Origin of the sequence: Streptomyces sp. TRM68416, assembly GCF_014596915.1 — a bacterium.
GTDB lineage: Bacteria > Actinomycetota > Actinomycetes > Streptomycetales > Streptomycetaceae > Streptomyces.
Map to the genome: position 1 here is coordinate 173,130 of NZ_JACVWU010000005.1, position 19,264 is coordinate 192,393.

A 19,264-nucleotide genomic window follows, 5' to 3' on the forward strand; every position below is an offset into this window, starting at 1 on the left:
CGGAGCACTGCCGAATTCCGTCGGCCGGGCTGCCGTCAGGCGGGCTGCGCCCGGGCCGGGTGTCCGAGCAGCATCGTCGGCGCCCCCGCCACCCGGGTCAGGAACACCGTCGCCGAGTTCGGCCCCTGCGGCCTGACCTTCTTGCGCAGTTCCTCGGGCTCGACGGCCGACCCGCGCTTCTTGACGGTCAGGATGCCGACCTCGCGCTCCCGGAGCAGGGCCTTGAGCTTCTTGACGTTGAAGGGGAGGCGGTCGGTGATCTCGTAGGCGGTGGCGTACGGGGTGGGGCGCAGATCGTCCGCGGTGATGTACGCGATCGTGGGGTCGACGAGCCCGCCGGCCAGTTCCTCGGCCACCTCGGCGACCAGATGGGCCCGGATGACGGCGCCGTCGGGCTCGTACAGGTACCGCCCGACCGGCCGGACCGCAGGGTCGGGCAGGCCGCGGCCGAGCAGGGTGCGGGGGCCGGGCAGCAGGGTCGCGCGGACGGCGCCCGGCTCGGTGCCGAACCACAGCACCGCCTCCTTGACGTCCCCGCCGTCCGAGATCCACTCGGCCTCGGCCCCGGCCGGAATCGCCTCGTGCGGGATGCCGGGCGCGATCTTCAGGGCGGCGTGCGGGGCCTTGGAGGCGGCCCCGACGGCCCAGGAGAGCGGTGGCGAGTAGGCCTCGGGGTCGAAGATGCGGCCGCGCTTCGAGGAGCGCCGCGCCGGGTCGACGAACACGGCGTCGTACCCGGCCGTGTCCACCTCCGTCACATCCGCCTCGCGCACCTCGAACAGGTCGGTGAGGCCGAGCGCCTCGGCGTTCGCCCGCGCCGCCGCCACCGTCAGCGGGTCCCGGTCCACGGCCAGCACCCGGATCCCGGCCCGCGCCAGCGCGATCGCGTCGCCGCCGATCCCGCAGCACAGGTCGGCGACGGAGGTCACCCCCAGCTCCGTCAGCCGCCGCGCCCGGTACGCGGCCACGCTCGCCCGCGTCGACTGCTCGACCCCGTTGGGCGTGAAGAACATCCGCCCGGCGTCCTCGGCCCCGAACTTCGCCGCCGCCCGCTGCCGCAGCCGCGCCTGGCCGAGCGCCGCCGACACCAGCTCGGCGGGGTGCTCGCGGCGCAGCCGGGTGGCGACGGCCAGCTCGTCGGCGGGGGCGGTGCCGCGCACTTCGTCGAGGAGGGCGCGGCCCTCGGGAGTGAGGAGGGGGGCGAGGTCGTTCACCGGCTCATTGTGGGCCAGGCGGGCCCGCTGTGGGCCACTCGGTGGACCGTGCGGCCGCGGCGGCGGTGTCGGCCCGGGTTCACGGCGGGTGCCTGCGAGGATCCGGCACCATGCGAGTAGTAGGACAAAATGAACAAAAGCGGGCTGTTCGGGGGATGCGGATCCGCGGCGGGATCGCCGTGCTCGCGGTCGTCGCCGTCGTCTCCGGCTGCGCGCAGGGCGGTGACTCCGGGGCAGGGGCGAAGGTGCGGCCCGCCGCCGGCCAGCAGCCCCTCCAGGCGCCCCCGGCCCGCGCGCTGGACGCCTACGCCACCAAGCTGCGCGCCTCCGCGGCCGTGGCGGAGCGCTGGGGCCTCGCCAGGGTTCCGCTGAAGCCCCCCGCGCCCCCGGCGAAGAAGCCGAGGATCACCACCCGCAAGGGCTTCGAGGTCGTCGGCCACGAGGAACGCGGCCTGCCGCCCGTCTTCACCACGGTCCCCACCCGGGAGAAGATCGTCTTCCTCACCATCGACGACGGCGCCGAGAAGGACCCGGCGTTCCTGCGGATGATGAGCGAGCTGAAGATCCCGTACACCGCCTTCCTCAGCGACTACCTGGTCAAGAAGGACTACGGCTACTTCGCGCGGATGCGGGACGCGGGCGTCGGGCTCAACAACCACACCCTCCACCACCCCTTCCTGCCCGCCCTGTCCTACGACCGCCAGAAGCGCGAGATCTGCGGCATGCAGGACGTCATCGAGAAGCGCTACGGCACGCGCCCCGTCCTCTTCCGCCCGCCCTTCGGCAACTACAACGCCGACACCCTGCGCGCCGCCAAGGCCTGCGGCATCACCCACGCGCCGCTGTGGAACGAGGAGGTCTTCGTCGACCGCTGGGCGTACCGCGAGTGGGACCGGGACATCCACCCCGGCGACATCGTCCTGAGCCACTTCCGGGGCAAGGAGCACTGGAAGGGCACCATGACCGACATGATCCGGCGGTTCCTCGACAAGGTCACCGCCAAGGGGTACGCGGTGGCCCGGCTGGAGGACTACCTGTGAGGCCGCGGGGCCCGCTCGCCGGGGCGGCGGTGGCGGCCGTGCTCCTGACCGGCTGCGGCGGCCTGTCCGGCCCGGCGGGCCCCTCGGACCGGCCGCCCCTGCCGTCCACCCGGGCCGCCGTCCCGCCGGTCGTGCACCAGGTCCAGACCCGCGACCGGGTCGTCTTCCTCACCTACGACGACGGCGCCGAACGCGACCCCCGCTTCGTCGACCTGGTCCGCGAACGGCGGCTGCCCGTCGGCATGTTCCTCACCGACAGCGTGGCGGGACCGGGCTACGGCCACTTCGCGCGCCTGCGGTCGGTGGGCGCGTCGATCCAGAACCACACCCTGGACCACACCGCCCTGCGCGGCCTGCCGTACGCCGGTCAGCGCGCCGAGATCTGCGGCCAGCAGGACAAGCTCCGCGCCCGCTTCGGCATCCGCCCCCGCCTCTTTCGCCCGCCCCACGGCCGCTACGACGCCACCACGCTCCGGGCGGCGGCCGACTGCGGCATCGGCGCGGTCGTGCTCTGGCGGGCGGCGATGGGCGCCGACGGTCGCCTGTCCTACACCGAGGGCCCGCCCCGGCTGCGCCCCGGCGACATCATCTCCCTGCCCTCGGGCGACCCGACGGGGCTGACGCTGGTGGAGCGGACGGTGCGGCTGCTGCGCGAGATCGAGGGGCGGGGGCTGAGGGTGGGGCGGCTGGAGGACTACCTGTGAACCCTGTGAACCCGTGCGGAAATCCGGTCCAGCACGCCGCGCATTAGCAGTCCGCTTGACCGAGTGCTAATGCCGGTCATAGTCTCGGGTCTGGCACTCCCCCCTGGAGAGTGCCAACTACGCGACGGGCAGGTCCGGCACCCGCGACGACGGATCGACCTGGTCGCCACCTCAGACAGTTAACCCCGTGAGATCTCCGAAGGGGGAGGTCGGATCGTGACGACCGCCAGCTCCAAGGTTGCCATCAAGCCGCTCGAGGACCGCATCGTGGTCCAGCCGCTGGACGCCGAGCAGACCACGGCCTCTGGCCTGGTCATTCCGGACACCGCCAAGGAGAAGCCCCAGGAGGGCGTCGTCCTGGCCGTGGGCCCGGGCCGCTTCGAGAACGGCGAGCGCCTGCCGCTCGACGTCAAGACCGGCGACATCGTGCTGTACAGCAAGTACGGCGGCACCGAGGTGAAGTACAACGGCGAGGAGTACCTCGTCCTCTCGGCTCGCGACGTGCTCGCGATCATCGAGAAGTAGTTCACCTCGCTTCCTCGTGAAGCAGCTTCCTCGCGAAGCACATCGCTTGACGCTGCGCCCCTGGCCCCCGCGACCACTTAAGAAGCCGGGCGCCCGGGGCGCAGTGCCTTTTTTCACCCACAGATTTCCGAGAGGGCTCCCGCTGTCATGGCGAAGATCCTGAAGTTCGACGAGGACGCCCGTCGCGCCCTTGAGCGCGGCGTCAACAAGCTGGCCGACACGGTCAAGGTGACGATCGGCCCGAAGGGTCGCAACGTCGTCATCGACAAGAAGTTCGGCGCGCCCACCATCACCAACGACGGTGTCACCATCGCCCGCGAGGTCGAGATCGAGGACCCGTACGAGAACCTCGGCGCCCAGCTGGTGAAGGAGGTGGCGACCAAGACCAACGACATCGCGGGTGACGGCACCACCACCGCCACCGTGCTCGCCCAGGCGCTGGTGCGCGAGGGCCTGAAGAACGTCGCGGCGGGTGCCTCTCCGGCGCTGCTGAAGAAGGGCATCGACGCGGCCGTGGCCGCGGTCTCCGAGGACCTCCTCGCGACCGCCCGCCCGATCGACGAGAAGTCCGACATCGCCGCCGTCGCCGCGCTGTCCGCCCAGGACCAGCAGGTCGGCGAGCTCATCGCCGAGGCGATGGACAAGGTCGGCAAGGACGGTGTCATCACCGTCGAGGAGTCCAACACCTTCGGTCTGGAGCTGGACTTCACCGAGGGCATGGCCTTCGACAAGGGCTACCTGTCGCCGTACATGGTCTCCGACCAGGAGCGTATGGAGGCCGTCCTCGACGACCCGTACATCCTGATCAACCAGGGCAAGATCTCCTCCATCCAGGACCTGCTGCCGCTGCTGGAGAAGGTCATCCAGGCGGGCGCCTCCAAGCCGCTGCTGATCATCGCCGAGGACGTCGAGGGCGAGGCCCTGTCGACCCTGGTCGTGAACAAGATCCGCGGCACCTTCAACGCGGTCGCGGTCAAGGCCCCCGGCTTCGGTGACCGCCGCAAGGCGATGCTGCAGGACATGGCCGTCCTCACCGGCGCCACGGTCATCTCCGAGGAGGTCGGCCTCAAGCTCGACCAGGCCGGTCTGGACGTGCTGGGCTCCGCCCGCCGCGTGACCGTCACCAAGGACGACACGACCATCGTCGACGGCGCCGGCAACTCCGAGGACGTCGCGGGCCGCGTCGCCCAGATCAAGGCCGAGATCGAGAACACGGACTCCGACTGGGACCGCGAGAAGCTCCAGGAGCGCCTCGCGAAGCTGGCCGGCGGCGTGTGCGTGATCAAGGTCGGCGCCGCCACCGAGGTGGAGCTGAAGGAGAAGAAGCACCGTCTGGAGGACGCCATCTCCGCGACCCGCGCCGCGGTCGAGGAGGGCATCGTCTCCGGTGGTGGCTCCGCTCTGGTGCACGCCGCCAAGGTCCTCGAAGGCGGCCTGGGCAAGACCGGCGACGAGGCCACCGGTGTCGCGGTGGTCCGCAAGGCCGTCGTCGAGCCGCTGCGCTGGATCGCCGAGAACGCCGGCCTGGAGGGCTACGTCATCACCTCCAAGGTCGCCGAGCTCGACAAGGGCCAGGGCTTCAACGCCGCCACCGGCGAGTACGGCGACCTGGTCAAGGCCGGCGTCATCGACCCGGTGAAGGTCACCCGTTCCGCCCTGGAGAACGCCGCCTCCATCGCCTCCCTCCTCCTCACGACCGAGACCCTGGTCGTCGAGAAGAAGGAAGAGGAGGAGCCGGCCGCCGCGGGTCACGGCCACGGCCACGCCCACTGAGGCACACCGCTTCCGCAGAAGCCCCCGTTCCGCCACGGCGGAACGGGGGCTTCTCCCGTACGGGCTGTCGCTCCGGGCCCGTACGCCTACTGCTCCAGGTCCTCCAGTGCCCCGAGCTGATCCATCAGCCCCAGCCGGTCGTACTCCCACCAGCCTTCGACGATCTTTCCGTGCTCCCCGAACCGGAAGATCGTCGTACCGGTCATGGAGCACCGCGTCCCGGTGGCCGGGATGCCGAGGAAGTCGCCGTTGTGGGTGCCGTTCCACAGCCACCGCGTGCACACCCGGTCGCCCTGCGCGATCTGGTCCGCGATCGTGAACCCGAAGTCGAACGCGCCCCGCCACGTCTCCATCTCGCGCCGGATGTTGTCCAGCCCGACGGTGTCCTGCTCATTTGCCGGATCATGGTCGTGGTAGTGCTCCGCGAACAGGTCGCCCAGCGGCGGCAGCTCACCGTTGCCGCCCAGCGCCTCGAAGAAGCGCCGCGCGGTCGCCGTGTTCAGCTGCTCGTCCCGGACGACGTCCAGGTCCGTGAACGTGGGCGCCTCGTCGCACAGCGCCAGCATCTCCTGGAAGATGCGGTCGGTCTCCGGCAGCTTCGAGTTCTCCATCGCCTCCTCGTAGGACGGGAACTCCACGATCTCGACGAAGTGCGACGCGTCCGACCGGTCCTTGCCGATCAGGTCGTGCGTCGCGGTCCGCTTCCCCTTGGTCTGTTCGACCCACCTGTCCATCAGCCGGTTCATCTCGTCGAACCGGCTGGTCCTGCAGTCGATGATCTGTACGAAGGTCATGGCGTCGCCTCCGGCCCCCTGGGTCCGGTTGAACAGCACCATTGTGCTCCGTTTGGCATCATGTCGGCGTGCTCAGGCGGGGGAAGCGCTCGGTGGCCGCGGGCGGGGACATTGGGGTGGCCGTCACCGGCGACCACAACACGGTCCTGCTCGCACCGGCGGTGCGCTCGGCCTACCGGGAGCAGGTGCAACGGATCGCCCCACCCGAACTGCTCGGCCGCGAGGACGAGTTGGCCGCACTGGCCGCCTTCTGTACCGCCGAATCCGGCCCGGACTATGTCTGGTGGCGCGCGGAGGCCTGGGCGGGCAAGACCGCGCTGATGTCCTGGTTCACGCTGAACCCGCCGCGGGGCGTACGGATCGTGCCCTTCTTCGTCACGGCCCGCCTGGGCGCGCAGAACGACGTCACGGCCTACGTCGACGTCGTCCTCGAACAGCTCGCGGAGCTGACCGGCGAGGCCCTGCCCGCCCACCTGACCGAGGCCACCCGCGAGGCCCATCTCCTGCGCCTGTACGCCACGGCCGCCAGGGCCTGCGCGGAACACGGCGAGCGCCTGGTCCTCCTGGTCGACGGCCTCGACGAGGACCGCGGCGTCACCACCGGCCCGGACGCCCACAGCATCGCCAGCCTGCTGCCGGCCCGCCCGGAAGCCGGGATGCGGGTCGTGGTCGCGGGCCGGCTGAACCCACCGCTGCCGGGCGACGTGTCGCAGGCCCATCCGCTCCGGGACCCCCGAGTGCTACGGACGCTGACGCAGTCGCCGTACGCCGAGGCGATCCGCGCGGAGGCGGAACGCGAACTGAAGCACCTCCTCGCCGCCGGCGGCCTGGAGCACGACCTGCTGGCCCTGGTGGCTGCGGCGGGCGGCGGCCTGACCGCGCAGGACCTCGCGGAGCTGACCGGGGCGGTGCCGTACCGGGTGGCGGACGTGCTGCGCACGCGCGCGGGGCGGACGTTCGGGGTGCGGCTGGGCGTCTACCTGCTGGACCACGAGGAGCTCCAGGTCAAGGCGGAGGAGATGCTCGGCACGGCCGAACTCGCCCGCAGCCGGGAGCGGTTGCACGCGTGGGCGGACGGGTGGCGGGCGCGGGGCTGGCCCGACGGGACCCCCGAGTACCTGCTGCGCGGCTACTTCCGCCTGCTGGCGGCGTACGACGACCATGAGCGGATGCTCGCGCTGGCTCTGGACGCGGGGCGCCACGAGCGTCTCGCCGAGCTGACCGGCGCGGACGCGGCGGCGCTGGCGGAGGTGCGGGTCATCCGGGAACGCCTGGTGCAGACGGGTGAGGCCGATCTGTGCGGCCTGCTCCGACTCGCCATGCGGCGGACGGAACTGGAGACCCGCAACCTCGGCATCAGCCCGCTGATGTGCCGGGCCCGCGCGGAGCTCGGCCAGAGCGGTCGGGCGGAGGCGATGGCACGGGCGATTCCGACGGGCCTGTACCGGGCGGACGCGCTGGTCCAGGTGGCGGAGGTACTCCGCGCGCAGGGCGAGGACGAGCGGGCCCTGGACCTCGCGCAGGAAGCCTTGGCCCAACTGGCGGGCCGGACCGTGGAGTCGCGGACAGGTGCGTGCGCGGTCCGGATCGCGGGCGTCCTCGCGGCTCTGGGCCTGGAGGAGGAGGCGGAGCGGATCGAGGACCTCGTCACGCGCATGCCCATCGAGATCGAGCGGGAATGGCTCGTCTGCGACCTGGTCCGCGCGTGGGCGGGAGCCGGGCGGTACCAACGGGCCGAGGCCCTCGCGCGGTCGCTCGGGCCGGCGCGCAGGCCGGAGGCTCTGGTCCGGGTGGCCGCGGCGCTCCGGCAGGCCGGGCAGGAGCAGGAGCGGGCCGGCAGCCTTTTCGAGGAGGCCGAGCGGCTCGCCGGAACGCGCGGCCTCGTCCGAACCGTGAGCGCGCTGCGGGCGGCCGGCGAGCCCGAACGCGCGCGTGCGCTGCTCCAGGCCGCCATGGCGGACCCGAGGGCCCTGCCGCCCGCATCCATCGTCGGACTGCTCGCGCGCACGGGCGAGTTCGAGCGGGCCGCGCAATGGCTCGACGGCGTCGAGGACGAAGGGGACCGTGCCCGCGCGGCGGCGGAACTGGCCGGGGCGCTGGCCCGAGCCGGTCGGATCGCCGATGCTGAAGTCGTCCTGGAGCAGTCAGTGGACGACGACGAGGAGTACGACAGCGCGCTGTGCGAGATCGTCGAGATGCTGGCCGCCACCGGCCGGTTCGACCGGGCCGAGACCCTGGCGGTGCGCCTGGGAATCCCCGGCCTGGGCGCCGACTCCCTCGTCTGCGGTGCCGTCTCCCGTGCGGCCGACGGTCACCCGGCGGAAGCGCTCGCCCTCCTCGCGCGCGTGGAGGCGGCGGTACGGGCCCGGGTGCCGGACGACCAGAAGGCCTGGATGCGGGCCTCGGTGGCCGCGGACCTACGGGCCGCCGGCCACCCGCAGGCCGCGCTGTCGGTGCTGGAGGACATCGAGTCCCTCATTCCCCCACGGCCGGCGCCGGACGCCGACTCCGGCGAGGCCTACACGCACGACTCCGCGGTCGACTGGGCGTCCGTGGAACTCGCCCGGTCCGGCGAGGTGGCCAGGGCGGAGGCGCTGCTGCGGACGGCCGTGGAGGCGTATCACGTGCGCGGCGGATGGGCCGCCCTCGTCGAGGCCCTGATCGCGGTCGGCGAGCACGGCAGGGCCGAAGCGATGTGGCACGGTCAGGACGAGGCCCTGCGCGACTTCCTGTACGCCGAGGCGGTGCCGCGGCTGGCCGCGGTCGGCGAGGTGCAGCGGGCCAGGGCCCTGGTCGATCTCATCGTGCCGCCGCAGGAGAAGGCGTACACCCTCTCGGCGCTGGCCGAGGCGCTGGCCGTCGCGGAACGGGACGTCCAGGCCCGCGCCGCACTCGACGAGTGGGCGCGGTACGGCGAAGCGGCGTCCGGCGTGGTCGGCGACGGAACCGCGATGATGATGGCCACGCACCTGTTCCGGGCCTGGCACGCCCTGGGCGAAGCGGACGCGGCCCGCCGGGAGTGCGAGCGTGCCGTGGCCCTCGCGGCCAGTTCCCCGCTGGCGTACGAGGACGTCCTCTCGGCACTGGTCGAGGCAGGCTGGTACGAGCAGGCCGAGCGGTGCGCCGACCAGGTCGACCACGGACAGTGGCGCGAGGCGCACGACTTCCTGGTGAGGCGACTGGTCGCGGCCGACGCACATGACCGCGCGGCCCGCCTCGCCGGCCTCGACGAGGACCCGTCCCGGCTGAGCCTGACCACGGCTGTGGCCCTCGCCCCGCACACGGACCCGGCCACCGGACACGCCCTGGCCGTACGCGCGCTCGACGAGGGTGACTGGCTCGACGCCCTGCCCGCCCTGATACGGCTGGACCCGCGCACCGTGCGCGTCGTCGTCGACGCCCTGCGAGGCAACGCCCCTATTGCGGACCGTACTTGCGCCCCGTCCGGGAGCTGACCCCCCCGAGCACGCCTCGGGGCAGCACCTTCGCCACCCCCATCAGGGTCTTGTACCGCGGGTCCGGAATCGACAGGGTCTTCCCGCGCGCCAGGTCGTGCAGTGCCGCCGCGACCAGCTTGTCCGCGTCCAGCCACATCCACTTCGGGATGTTGTCCGTCCCCATCCCGGCCCGCTCGTGGAACTCGGTCCGCACGAACCCGGGGCACAGCGCCATCAGCCGTACCCCGCTGCCCGCCAGGTCCCGCGCCGCGCCCTGCGTGAACTGCACGACCCAGGCCTTGGAGGCGCCGTACGTGCCGCGCGGCAGGAAGGCCGCGACCGAGGCGACGTTGACGACACCGCCGCGGCCCCGCTCCCGCATGGCCTCCGTCGCCGCGGACGTCAGCCGCAGCACCGCCTCGCAGTGCACCTTGAGCATCTTCAGCTCGTCGGCCATGGAGACGTCGAGATAGCGGCCCTTGTTGCCGAACCCGGCGTTGTTGACCAGCAGGTCCACGGGGTTGCGGCGGTCGGACAGCCGGGCCGCCACCGCCTCGATGCCCTCGTCCGTCGCCAGGTCTGCGGTCAGCACCTCCGCCTCGATGCCGTGCCGGTCGTGCAACTCGGTCGCCTGCTCACGCAGCCGCTTGGTGTCCCGCGCCACCAGGACGAGGTTGTGCCCGTCGGCGGCCAGCCGTCGTGCGAAGGCGGCGCCGATGCCCGCGGTCGATCCCGTGATGAGAGCCGTTGTCATGGCCCAAGGTTAGTGACCCGGACGGCCCGGGTCCGCTACCCGCCCGGCTCCTTCGCAGGACCCGCCCGGCTTCTGCGGACCCGGCGCCGAGGCCGGCTCAGCTTCCGTGCTGCTCCACGTACTTCCGCGCCGCCGCCAGCGACTCCGGGTGCAGCGCCTCGCCCGCCGGGAGCAGCTTCGGCAGCAGGTTCCGCTGCGTGGTCACGGCACGGAACTGCAGTGCCACCGTCACCTCGTGGTCCGGCCGGTGCAGCACCTCGATCGCGTCGCCCGCCCGCACCTCACCGGGCTCGACGACCCGCAGATACGCGCCCGGCGCCCCCTTCTCGGTGAACCGCTTCACCCACCGCTCCTCGCCGACGTGCGCCTGGAAGGTCCGGCACGGAATCCGCCCGCTGGTCACCTCCAGCACCACCGTCGGCCCGACCCGCCAGCGCTCGCCGATCAGGGCGCCGGAGACGTCCATGCCGAGCGTCGTGAAGTTCTCGCCGAATCCGCCGTTCGCCAGGGTGCGGCCCAACTCGCGCTCCCAGTCGTCCAGGTCCTCGCGCGCCACCGCGTACACCGCCTGGTCCGGCCCGCCGTGGTGGCGGGTGTCGCACACGTCGTCCCCGGCCAGCCCGCTCGCGCCGGTTCCCTTGGCCGCGGGGGCCGTCACCCGTACCGGCGCGTCGGTCGGCCGCTTGTCGATCCCGGTCACGCCCTGCGGGTGATCCGTGTAGGGGACGGCCGTCCGGCGGCCCAGGTTCACTGACAGAAGCTTCATGGCGTCACGGTAGGCGACCGACAGTCAAAGCGTCGACGCATTATTGGGCGCCGTATCAAAGACTCGCTTATCCTCAAGGGGTGATCGAGGCTCGTCATCTCCGTGTGCTGCGTGCCGTCGCCGCCACCGGCTCCTTCTCCGCGGCGGGGCGCGCACTGGGCTGCACCCAGCCGGCCGTCAGTCAGCAGATGAAGGCGCTGGAGGCGTCCGTCGGCACGCCCCTGCTCATCCGCAGCGGCCGTGAGATGCGGCTGACCCAGGCCGGGGAGGCGCTCGTCCGGCACGCCGCCGGGATCCTCGCCGGGCTCACCGCCGCCGAGGAGGAGGTCGCCGCCATCGCGGGCCTGCGCGCGGGGCGCGTCCGGCTCGTCTCCTTCCCCAGCGGCAGCTCCACGCTCGTGCCCACCGCCCTCGCCGCGCTGCGCGCCGCGCACCCCGGCACCCGGGTCTCCCTGGAGGAGGCCGAGCCGCCGAAGTCCGTGGAGCTGCTGCGCGAGGGCGACTGCGACCTGGCGCTCGCCTTCCGCTACGAGGGCGCGGCCCAGGAAGGGGAGTGGGACGACCTCGTCGTCCGTCCGCTGCTGACGGACCGGCTCGTGGCCCTCGTCCCCGAACGGCACCGCCTCGCGCGCGTGGAGTCGCTCGCCATCGGCGACCTCGCCGCGGAGCCCTGGATCGCCGGATGCCCGCGCTGCCGCGGCCAGTTGGTCGAGGTCTGCGAGGGCGCGGGCTTCACGCCCCGCATCGACTTCGCGACCGACGACTATCCGGCGGTCGTCGGCCTGGTCGGCGCCGGACTCGGCGTGGCCGTACTGCCCCAGCTCGCCGCCGAGTCCGTACGGCCGCGGGGGGTGCGCATGGTGGCGCTGGAGCCGGCGGTGCGGCGCGAGATCGTCGCGCTCACCCTGCCGGACCTCGCCCAGGTGCCCGCGGTGGCGGCCACACTGGAGGAGTTGGCGCGCGCGGCACAGCGGTAGCGGGCCGCGGCAGAGTCAAGGGCACGCGTGCGCGTGCCCTTTGAAGAAACGTTACTTCGGCTGTTCTCAGCCGTGCTGGGCCGCATGCCCGCCGGTGCCGGACATCGACACCAGCCGGGTGCGCGCCCGCCCCATGAGTTCCTCGCGCTCGTCCTCGGTCAAGCCGCCCCACACGCCGTACGGTTCACGGACCGCCAGTGCGTGCGCCGCGCACTGCGCGCGGACGGGGCATCTCATACAGACCTCCTTGGCCGAGTTCTCGCGAGCGCTCCGGGCCGCACCGCGTTCGCCCTCCGGATGGAAGAAGAGCGAGCTGTCCACCCCGCGACAGGCGGCCAGGAGCTGCCAGTCCCACAGGTCCGCGTTCGGTCCGGGAAGGCGGGAGAAATCTGCCATTGCGTGACCCCTTGTAGCCGTTCTGGGCGGATACGGTGTCCACGACCGTATATCTACGATCTAAGGAGATGAAAATATGACTCATTGCGAATCTAGCCTCAGACACCAGTGAATGGGAAGAAAAGGGCCCGAATGGGGCATGGGTTGTGATGAAAGGTTGAGGGTCTGCCGTGCATGTCTGCACCGTGTCCGCACCCTCACGTAGAGTGCCGAAGACGACGCGCGGCCCCGTAACTCTTTCGAGTGACCGTCGTTGAGAGTGCGGAGGCGGTTGAAGGAACAAGCGCTCGGGCAGGCGTCCGAGACGGTCGACCGCACAGGTGACATTTCGTACCAGCCTGGAGGCTCAAGGTGACGTGCATCAGCTGCGGAGGGCGGCCATGACTTCCGTCCTCGTCTGCGACGACTCCCCGCTTGCCCGAGAGGCGCTCCGCCGCGCGGTCGCGACCGTGCCCGGCGTCGAGCGCGTGACGACGGCGGCCAACGGCGAGGAAGTCCTCCGCCGCTGGGGCGCCGATCGCTCGGACCTGATCCTGATGGACGTACGCATGCCCGGCCTGGGCGGCGTCGAGACCGTGCGGCGGCTGCTGTCCGCCGACCCCGGGGCGCGCATCATCATGCTCACCGTCGCCGAGGACCTCGACGGCGTGGCGCTCGCGGTCGCCGCGGGCGCCCGCGGCTATCTGCACAAGGACGCCTCGCGCGCGGAGCTGCGCGCCACGGTGACGCAGGCGCTGGCCGACCCGACGTGGCGGCTCGCCCCGCGACGGCTGCGCTCCGCCGAGATGGGCGCCGCGCCGACGCTCACCGCGCGTGAGATCCAGGTGCTCGAAGGCATGAGCCACGGCCGGTCCAACGCGGAGATCGGGCGTGAGCTGTTTCTCTCCGAGGACACGGTCAAGACGCATGCGCGGCGGTTGTTCAAGAAGCTCGGCGCGTCGGACCGGGCGCACGCGGTCGCGCTCGGGTTCCGATGGGGCCTGGTTCGTTGAGGGTCCGGTCGTAGAGGCTGTCGTTCTGGTGCGGGCCGTTCGTGGCTGGTCGCGCAGCACCCCGCGCCCCTCTGGGGGCGCGGCTGCAAGGCCGGTCAAGCGGTCCCCTCGGTGCCCGCTGCTCGTTTCGCCGCGGATGCCGCATCCTTGAGATGTGGAGTCTCTCGGGGACGAGTCGGTCGAGCGGAAGGGGAGGGCGCAGGGGATGAGTTCCGGCGCACCTGCTCATAACGCTTCGGTGCACAACATCGAGCGCGATGCCACGGACCAGACGGCCGCAAGGCACCATGGACCGATGCGCGACGAGGAGGCGGCAACCGCCGTAGGGGCGATCGGTGCACTCGTCCATCGCGCCGTCGACGGGGACGAGCAGGCCACGCACGACCTGCTCGCCCATGTCCACCCCCTGGCGCTGCGCTACTGCCGCACGCGTCTGTCCCGGCTGCCCGGCGACGCCCGGCACTTCGTCGAGGACCTCGCCCAGGAGGTCTGCGTCGCCGTCCTGCTGGCCCTGCCGCGCTACAAGGACACCGGACGCCCCTTCGAGGCGTTCGTCGTCGCCATCGCCGCCCACAAGGTCGCCGACCTCCAGCGCGCGGCGATGCGCGGACCCGGTTCCACGGCCGTCCCCTCGGACGAGATGCCCGAGCGGCCGGACGACTCGCTCGGCCCCGAGGAGCGCGCCCTGCTCAGCAGTGACGCCGAATGGGCCAAGAAGCTCCTGGCCAACCTGCCCGAGAACCAGCGCGAACTGCTCCTGCTGCGGATCGCGGTGGGGCTGACGGCGGAGGAGACCGGCCAGATGTTGGGAATGTCACCCGGAGCGGTCCGGGTGGCGCAGCACCGGGCGCTGAGCAGGCTGCGGGCACTGGCCGAGCAGTAGGCCCGCCTTGGTTGAACAGGCCGCGCGCGGACTCCGTACGAACATACGAAGCCCGGCATCCTGCGGAACCGTGGAATGTGACACCCCGGCTTCCCGTTAGCATGGACATCCGCACCGATCAAGGCCATTTGGGGAAGGTGTCATGACTGCCAACGTCGACGGAGTGCCCGGTAAATTCGCGACACTCGGGCTGACCTACGACGACGTGCTGCTGCTGCCGGGCCCGTCGGACATGGCTCCCGACGAGATCGACACCGCCTCGTACGTCTCCAAGAACGTGCGGGTCAACATCCCGCTGCTGTCCGCCGCCATGGACAAGGTCACCGAGTCGCGCATGGCGATCGCGATGGCCCGCCAGGGCGGCGTCGGCGTTCTGCACCGCAACCTGTCCATCGAGGACCAGGCCAACCAGGTCGACCTGGTCAAGCGCTCCGAGTCCGGCATGGTCGCCGACCCGATCACGGTCCACCCGGACGCCACGCTCGCCGAGGCCGACGCGCTGTGCGCCAAGTTCCGCATCTCCGGCGTGCCGGTGACCGACGGCGACAAGAAGCTGCTCGGCATCGTCACCAACCGTGACATGGCCTTCGAGACCGACCGCTCCCGCCGGGTGCGCGAGGTCATGACGCCGATGCCCCTGGTCACCGGCAAGGTGGGCATCTCCGGCGTCGAGGCCATGGAGCTGCTGCGCAAGCACAAGATCGAGAAGCTGCCGCTGGTCGACGACGCGGGCGTCCTCAAGGGTCTGATCACGGTCAAGGACTTCGTCAAGGCCGAGAAGTACCCGAACGCCGCCAAGGACGCCGAGGGCCGTCTCCTGGTCGGCGCCGCGGTCGGCGTGGCCGGCGACGCCTTCGAGCGCGCCCAGGCGCTGATCGAGGTCGGCGTCGACTTCATCGTCGTGGACACCGCGCACGGCCACTCCCGGCTGGTCGGCGACATGATCGCCAAGATCAAGTCCAACCACACGCGCGTGGACGTCATCGGCGGCAACGTCGCCACCCGTGACGGTGCCCAGGCGCTCGTCGACGCGGGCGCCGACGGCATCAAGGTCGGGGTCGGCCCCGGCTCCATCTGCACCACGCGCGTGGTCGCCGGCGTCGGTGTCCCGCAGGTCACCGCGATCTACGAGGCCGCGCTGGCCGCGCGTGCCGCCGGGGTGCCGGTCATCGGCGACGGCGGCCTGCAGTACTCCGGCGACATCGCCAAGGCCCTGGTCGCCGGCGCCGACACGGTGATGCTGGGCTCGCTGCTCGCGGGCTGCGAGGAGTCCCCGGGCGAGCTGCTGTTCATCAACGGCAAGCAGTTCAAGTCGTACCGCGGCATGGGCTCGCTGGGCGCCATGCAGACCCGCGGCGACCGCCGTTCGTTCTCCAAGGACCGCTACTTCCAGGAGGGCGTCGCCTCCGACGAGCAGCTGATCCCCGAGGGCATCGAGGGCCAGGTGCCCTACCGCGGCCCGCTCTCCTCCGTCGTTCACCAGCTGGTCGGCGGCCTGCGCCAGTCGATGTTCTACGTCGGCGGCCAGACCGTCCCGGACCTCCAGGCCAACGGCCGGTTCGTCCGGATCACCTCGGCGGGCCTGAAGGAGAGCCACCCGCACGACATCCAGATGACGGTCGAGGCGCCGAACTACAGCCGCAAGTGACGACCACGCGCGCGTGAGGGCGGCCCCGGGATGCTCCGGGGCCGCCCTTGTCGTACCCGTCGGCGATACTGGAAGACGCTGAAACGCATCAGGGAAAGGCCACAGACGTGACTGAGATCGAGATCGGGCGCGGCAAGCGCGGCCGCCGGGCGTACGCCTTCGACGACATCGCCGTCGTCCCGAGCCGTCGTACGCGGGACCCGAAGGAGGTCTCGATCGCCTGGCAGATCGACGCCTACCGCTTCGAGCTGCCCTTCCTGGCCGCCCCCATGGACTCGGTCGTCTCCCCGGCCACCGCGATCCGCATCGGCGAGCTCGGCGGCCTCGGCGTGCTGAACCTCGAAGGCCTGTGGACGCGCTACGAGGACCCGCAGCCGCTGCTCGACGAGATCGCCGAGCTGCCCACGGAGGCCGCCACCCGCCGCCTCCAGGAGATCTACTCCGCCCCCATCAAGGAGGAGCTGATCGGCGCGCGCATCAAGGAGGTGCGCGACTCCGGCGTGGTCACCGCCGCCGCGCTCTCCCCGCAGCGCACCGCCCAGTTCTCCAAGGCCGTCGTCGACGCGGGCGTGGACATCTTCGTCATCCGCGGTACGACGGTCTCCGCGGAGCACGTCTCCGGCGCCGCCGAGCCGCTGAACCTGAAGCAGTTCATCTACGAGCTCGACGTCCCGGTGATCGTCGGCGGCTGCGCCACCTACACCGCGGCCCTGCACCTGATGCGTACGGGTGCGGCGGGCGTGCTGGTCGGCTTCGGCGGCGGCGCCGCGCACACCACGCGCAACGTGCTCGGCATCCGGGTGCCCATGGCCACGGCCGTGGCCGATGTCGCCGCCGCCCGCCGCGACTACATGGACGAGTCCGGCGGCCGGTACGTGCACGTCATCGCCGACGGCGGGGTCGGCTGGTCCGGCGACCTGCCGAAGGCCATCGCCTGCGGCGCGGACGCCGTGATGATGGGCTCTCCGCTGGCCCGCGCCACGGACGCGCCGGGCCGCGGCCACCACTGGGGCATGGAGGCCGTCAACGAGGAGCTGCCGCGCGGCAAGAAGGTGCACCTCGGGACCGTCGGCACGATCGAGGAGGTGCTGGCGGGGCCGTCGCACACCCCCGACGGCTCCATGAACTTCTTCGGCGCGCTGCGGCGGGCCATGGCCACGACCGGGTACAGCGAGCTGAAGGAGTTCCAGCGGGTCGAGGTGGCGGTGGCCGACTCGCAGCATCAGCGGTAGGTCCTGCGGCCTGAAGGGGTCGGTTGCCCGGTGGGGTGACCGGCCCTTTTTGTGTGCCCTGGGCTTGCGCGGGGCGTGCGGGGTGGGGTGGGGGCGTGCGGTTGCGTTCGGGGCGGATCTGGGCTGGTCGGATGGGGTGGGGGCGGTAGCGTCCTTGTCGGCGCCCCAGGTTGCTGGTGGCGCCCCCTTCCAAGGATTTGGTTCCGGACCCCGCTCCTCGGGGCCCGGCCCGATTTCCGACGGACCGTCCACCGGGCTACTGGGCGGTGTCGTGGAAGGGGGCGCCCATGGGACGCCACCGCAAGCCCACTCGCTGGGACCGGATCCGTCTGCGGATGGTGAAGTGCCGGAGGAGGTGGATCTTGCGGATTTTCGGATGGTGAGCGGCCGCCCCCAAGGCAACTAGGGGCGGACACTCCGTGAACCATCCAGGAGCCTGCCGCAGTAGCCTCTGCGGTGGGCTCCACCTAGTGGGTGTGATGGTGAGCGGCCGTCCCCACGCAAACTAGGGGCGGACACTACGTGATCCATCCACGAGCCTGCCGCAGTGGCCACTGCGACCGACCCCACCTGTCTCCGTAAGGTACCCGCGCCGCGCCCCGCATGCCACCAGCTCCGGAGTCCGGCCCACCCACGCGCCCCCTTTCACAACCGATGCGCCGCCCCCGTAGGCGTGGCCCCGCGCGTGTCCAGCAGCAGCTGTGCCTTCACCGAGAGGCCCTGGAGGTCGTACGTCCGGTGCTGCTGGAGCAGGATCGTCAGGTCCGCGTCGGCGGCCGCCTCGTACAGGGAGTCCGCGCGGGGGACCGGGCGGTCCAGGACGTTCCAGGACGGGACGTGCGGGTCGTGGTAGCTGACGGAGGCGCCGAGGCTCATCAGGCGGACGGCGATCTCCTCGGCCGGGGTGGACCGCTGGTCGGCGAGGTCGGGCTTGTAGGTGACGCCGAGGAGGAGGACGCGGGCGCCGCGCGCGGACTTGCCGTGCTCGTTGAGGAGGGTCGCGGCGCGCTGGACGACGTAGCGCGGCATCTGGCTGTTGACCTGCTGGGCCAGTTCGACCATGCGCAGGGAGCGGCCGGTCAGGCCGGTCAGGTCCTGGGGGACGGCGTGGCCGCCGACGCCGGGGCCGGGGCGGAAGCTCTGGAAGCCGAAGGGCTTGGTCTCCGCGCAGCGCACCACGTCCCAGAGGTCGACGCCCAACTCGTGGCACAGGATGGCCATTTCGTTGACGAGGGCGATGTTGACGTGGCGGTAGTTGGTCTCCAGGAGCTGCACTGTCTCCGCTTCTCGCGGTCCACGCGCGCGTACGACCTTGTCGGTGAGCCGTGAGTAGAAGGCGGCGGCCGACTCGGTGCAGGCGGGGGTGAGGCCGCCGATCACCTTGGGGGTGTTGGCGGGGGTGAAGTCGCGGTTGCCGGGGTCGACGCGGCTGGGGGAGCAGGCGAGGTGGAAGTCGCGGCCCGCGCGCAGGCCCGAGACCTCTTCGAGGAGGGGACGCAGGAATTGCTCGGTGGTGCCCGGGGGGACCGGTGACTCCAGGACGACCGTGGTGTGCGGGCGCATGTGGCCGGCCAGCGTGCGGGCGGCCGACTCCAGCTGGGCGAGGTCGAGGCCGCCGTCCGCGCCGCGCGGGGTGGGCGCGCAGATGACCGCGGTGCGTACGCGGCCGAGTTCGGCGGGGCTGGTGGCGTGCCGGAAGCCCGCGGCGAGCATGCGGCGCAGTTCGGCGGGGCTGAGGGAGTTTGGTTCGGGGCCGGTGCGGTAGCCGAGCGTGGGGATGCCGGCGGCCACGGCTGCCTGGGCCAGGGGCAGGCCGTACGGGCCGAGTCCGATGACGGCGAGATCTGCGGGCATGGCGTGGGCCGTCCTTCCCAGTAACCGAAGCGGGACAGGTGCGCAAGCCCTGTGGACAGTTCGGGCGAGTGCAATGTCAGACTAGGAGTAAATATGACCGAAATACGGGATTGATTCCTTGTGTCTTGCCTGTGGGGTGGCCGGCTTCTGCCCTGCATGTCCGTGGAGGTTGTCCACAGGCTGGTGGCGAGTGGTGGCTGAAGTCGGGCAAGCCGGTCAGAATTTGGGCATGGGGGATACGACCGGGCTTCGCCCCCACGGGCGCGGCCGGTACG

At 71.7% G+C, this 19,264-nt stretch carries 16 protein-coding genes; 10 read left to right on the forward strand and 6 right to left on the reverse strand.

The window, feature by feature from the left end; genetic code table 11:
• Positions 1-35: 35 nt before the first annotated feature.
• Positions 36-1,214, reverse strand: coding sequence for a THUMP-like domain-containing protein (locus tag ICC28_RS10645; RefSeq protein ID WP_188288212.1), 1,179 nt, complete (start codon positions 1,212-1,214; stop codon positions 36-38).
• Positions 1,215-1,369: 155 nt separating this feature from the next.
• Here ICC28_RS10645 and ICC28_RS10650 point away from each other — a divergent pair, with 155 nt between their 5' ends.
• From ICC28_RS10650 to groL, 4 genes are all read left to right on the forward strand, one after another.
• Complete coding sequence (locus tag ICC28_RS10650; RefSeq protein ID WP_223188645.1) at positions 1,370-2,254, forward strand: polysaccharide deacetylase family protein; 885 nt, start codon at positions 1,370-1,372, stop codon at positions 2,252-2,254.
• Positions 2,251-2,958, forward strand: a complete 708-nt coding sequence (locus ICC28_RS10655) for a polysaccharide deacetylase family protein (protein WP_188288214.1) — start codon at positions 2,251-2,253, stop codon at positions 2,956-2,958. The genes ICC28_RS10650 and ICC28_RS10655 overlap by 4 nt, the downstream gene beginning before the upstream one ends.
• A 216-nt stretch (positions 2,959-3,174) precedes the next feature.
• On the forward strand, positions 3,175-3,483 hold the full coding sequence (groES, locus tag ICC28_RS10660) for a co-chaperone GroES (RefSeq protein WP_055493212.1): 309 nt from the start codon (positions 3,175-3,177) through the stop codon (positions 3,481-3,483).
• A gap of 147 nt (positions 3,484-3,630) precedes the next feature.
• Positions 3,631-5,256, forward strand: coding sequence for a chaperonin GroEL (gene groL / locus ICC28_RS10665; protein WP_188288215.1), 1,626 nt, complete (start codon positions 3,631-3,633; stop codon positions 5,254-5,256).
• Between the two features lie 86 nt (positions 5,257-5,342).
• Here the strand turns inward: groL and ICC28_RS41080 are convergent, their stop codons facing one another.
• A complete protein-coding gene (locus ICC28_RS41080; RefSeq protein ID WP_188288216.1) occupies positions 5,343-6,050 on the reverse strand; it encodes an ester cyclase in 708 nt (235 codons plus the stop codon).
• Between the two features lie 68 nt (positions 6,051-6,118).
• Here ICC28_RS41080 and ICC28_RS41085 point away from each other — a divergent pair, with 68 nt between their 5' ends.
• A complete protein-coding gene (locus ICC28_RS41085; protein ID WP_188288217.1) occupies positions 6,119-9,505 on the forward strand; it encodes a hypothetical protein in 3,387 nt (1,128 codons plus the stop codon).
• Here ICC28_RS41085 and ICC28_RS10680 read toward each other — a convergent pair.
• Both ICC28_RS10680 and ICC28_RS10685 read right to left on the reverse strand, forming a co-directional pair.
• Positions 9,468-10,241, reverse strand: coding sequence for an SDR family NAD(P)-dependent oxidoreductase (locus ICC28_RS10680; RefSeq protein WP_188288218.1), 774 nt, complete (start codon positions 10,239-10,241; stop codon positions 9,468-9,470). The two genes, ICC28_RS41085 and ICC28_RS10680, sit on opposite strands and share 38 nt — an antisense overlap.
• A gap of 97 nt (positions 10,242-10,338) precedes the next feature.
• Positions 10,339-11,007: an MOSC domain-containing protein gene (locus ICC28_RS10685; protein ID WP_188288219.1), complete on the reverse strand. Its 669-nt coding sequence runs from the start codon at positions 11,005-11,007 to the stop codon at positions 10,339-10,341.
• A gap of 80 nt (positions 11,008-11,087) precedes the next feature.
• On the opposite strand from ICC28_RS10685, the gene ICC28_RS10690 reads away from it, so the two are divergent.
• The gene (locus ICC28_RS10690) at positions 11,088-11,984 is read left to right on the forward strand and encodes a LysR family transcriptional regulator (protein WP_188288220.1); all 897 of its coding nucleotides are present in this window, start codon (positions 11,088-11,090) and stop codon (positions 11,982-11,984) included.
• Positions 11,985-12,050: 66 nt separating this feature from the next.
• Here ICC28_RS10690 and ICC28_RS10695 read toward each other — a convergent pair whose 3' ends face one another.
• On the reverse strand, positions 12,051-12,380 hold the full coding sequence (locus ICC28_RS10695) for a WhiB family transcriptional regulator (RefSeq protein ID WP_188288221.1): 330 nt from the start codon (positions 12,378-12,380) through the stop codon (positions 12,051-12,053).
• A gap of 380 nt (positions 12,381-12,760) precedes the next feature.
• Here ICC28_RS10695 and ICC28_RS10700 point away from each other — a divergent pair, with 380 nt between their 5' ends.
• From ICC28_RS10700 to ICC28_RS10715, 4 genes are all read left to right on the forward strand, one after another.
• Complete coding sequence (locus tag ICC28_RS10700; protein ID WP_003948568.1) at positions 12,761-13,372, forward strand: response regulator transcription factor; 612 nt, start codon at positions 12,761-12,763, stop codon at positions 13,370-13,372.
• A 295-nt stretch (positions 13,373-13,667) separates the two neighbouring features.
• Positions 13,668-14,255 carry a sigma-70 family RNA polymerase sigma factor gene (locus ICC28_RS10705; RefSeq protein WP_188288222.1) on the forward strand — a complete coding sequence of 196 codons (588 nt, stop codon included), beginning with the start codon at positions 13,668-13,670 and terminating at the stop codon, positions 14,253-14,255.
• Positions 14,256-14,397: 142 nt separating this feature from the next.
• Entirely contained in the window at positions 14,398-15,903 is a 1,506-nt protein-coding gene (gene guaB / locus ICC28_RS10710; protein WP_188288223.1) for an IMP dehydrogenase, read from the forward strand.
• A gap of 107 nt (positions 15,904-16,010) precedes the next feature.
• Positions 16,011-17,135 carry a GuaB3 family IMP dehydrogenase-related protein gene (locus ICC28_RS10715; RefSeq protein WP_188288224.1) on the forward strand — a complete coding sequence of 375 codons (1,125 nt, stop codon included), beginning with the start codon at positions 16,011-16,013 and terminating at the stop codon, positions 17,133-17,135.
• Positions 17,136-17,780: 645 nt separating this feature from the next.
• On the opposite strand, the gene ICC28_RS10720 is transcribed toward ICC28_RS10715, so the two are convergent.
• Positions 17,781-18,989, reverse strand: a complete 1,209-nt coding sequence (locus ICC28_RS10720; protein ID WP_188288225.1) for a nucleotide sugar dehydrogenase — start codon at positions 18,987-18,989, stop codon at positions 17,781-17,783.
• Between the last annotated feature and the right edge of the window lie 275 nt (positions 18,990-19,264).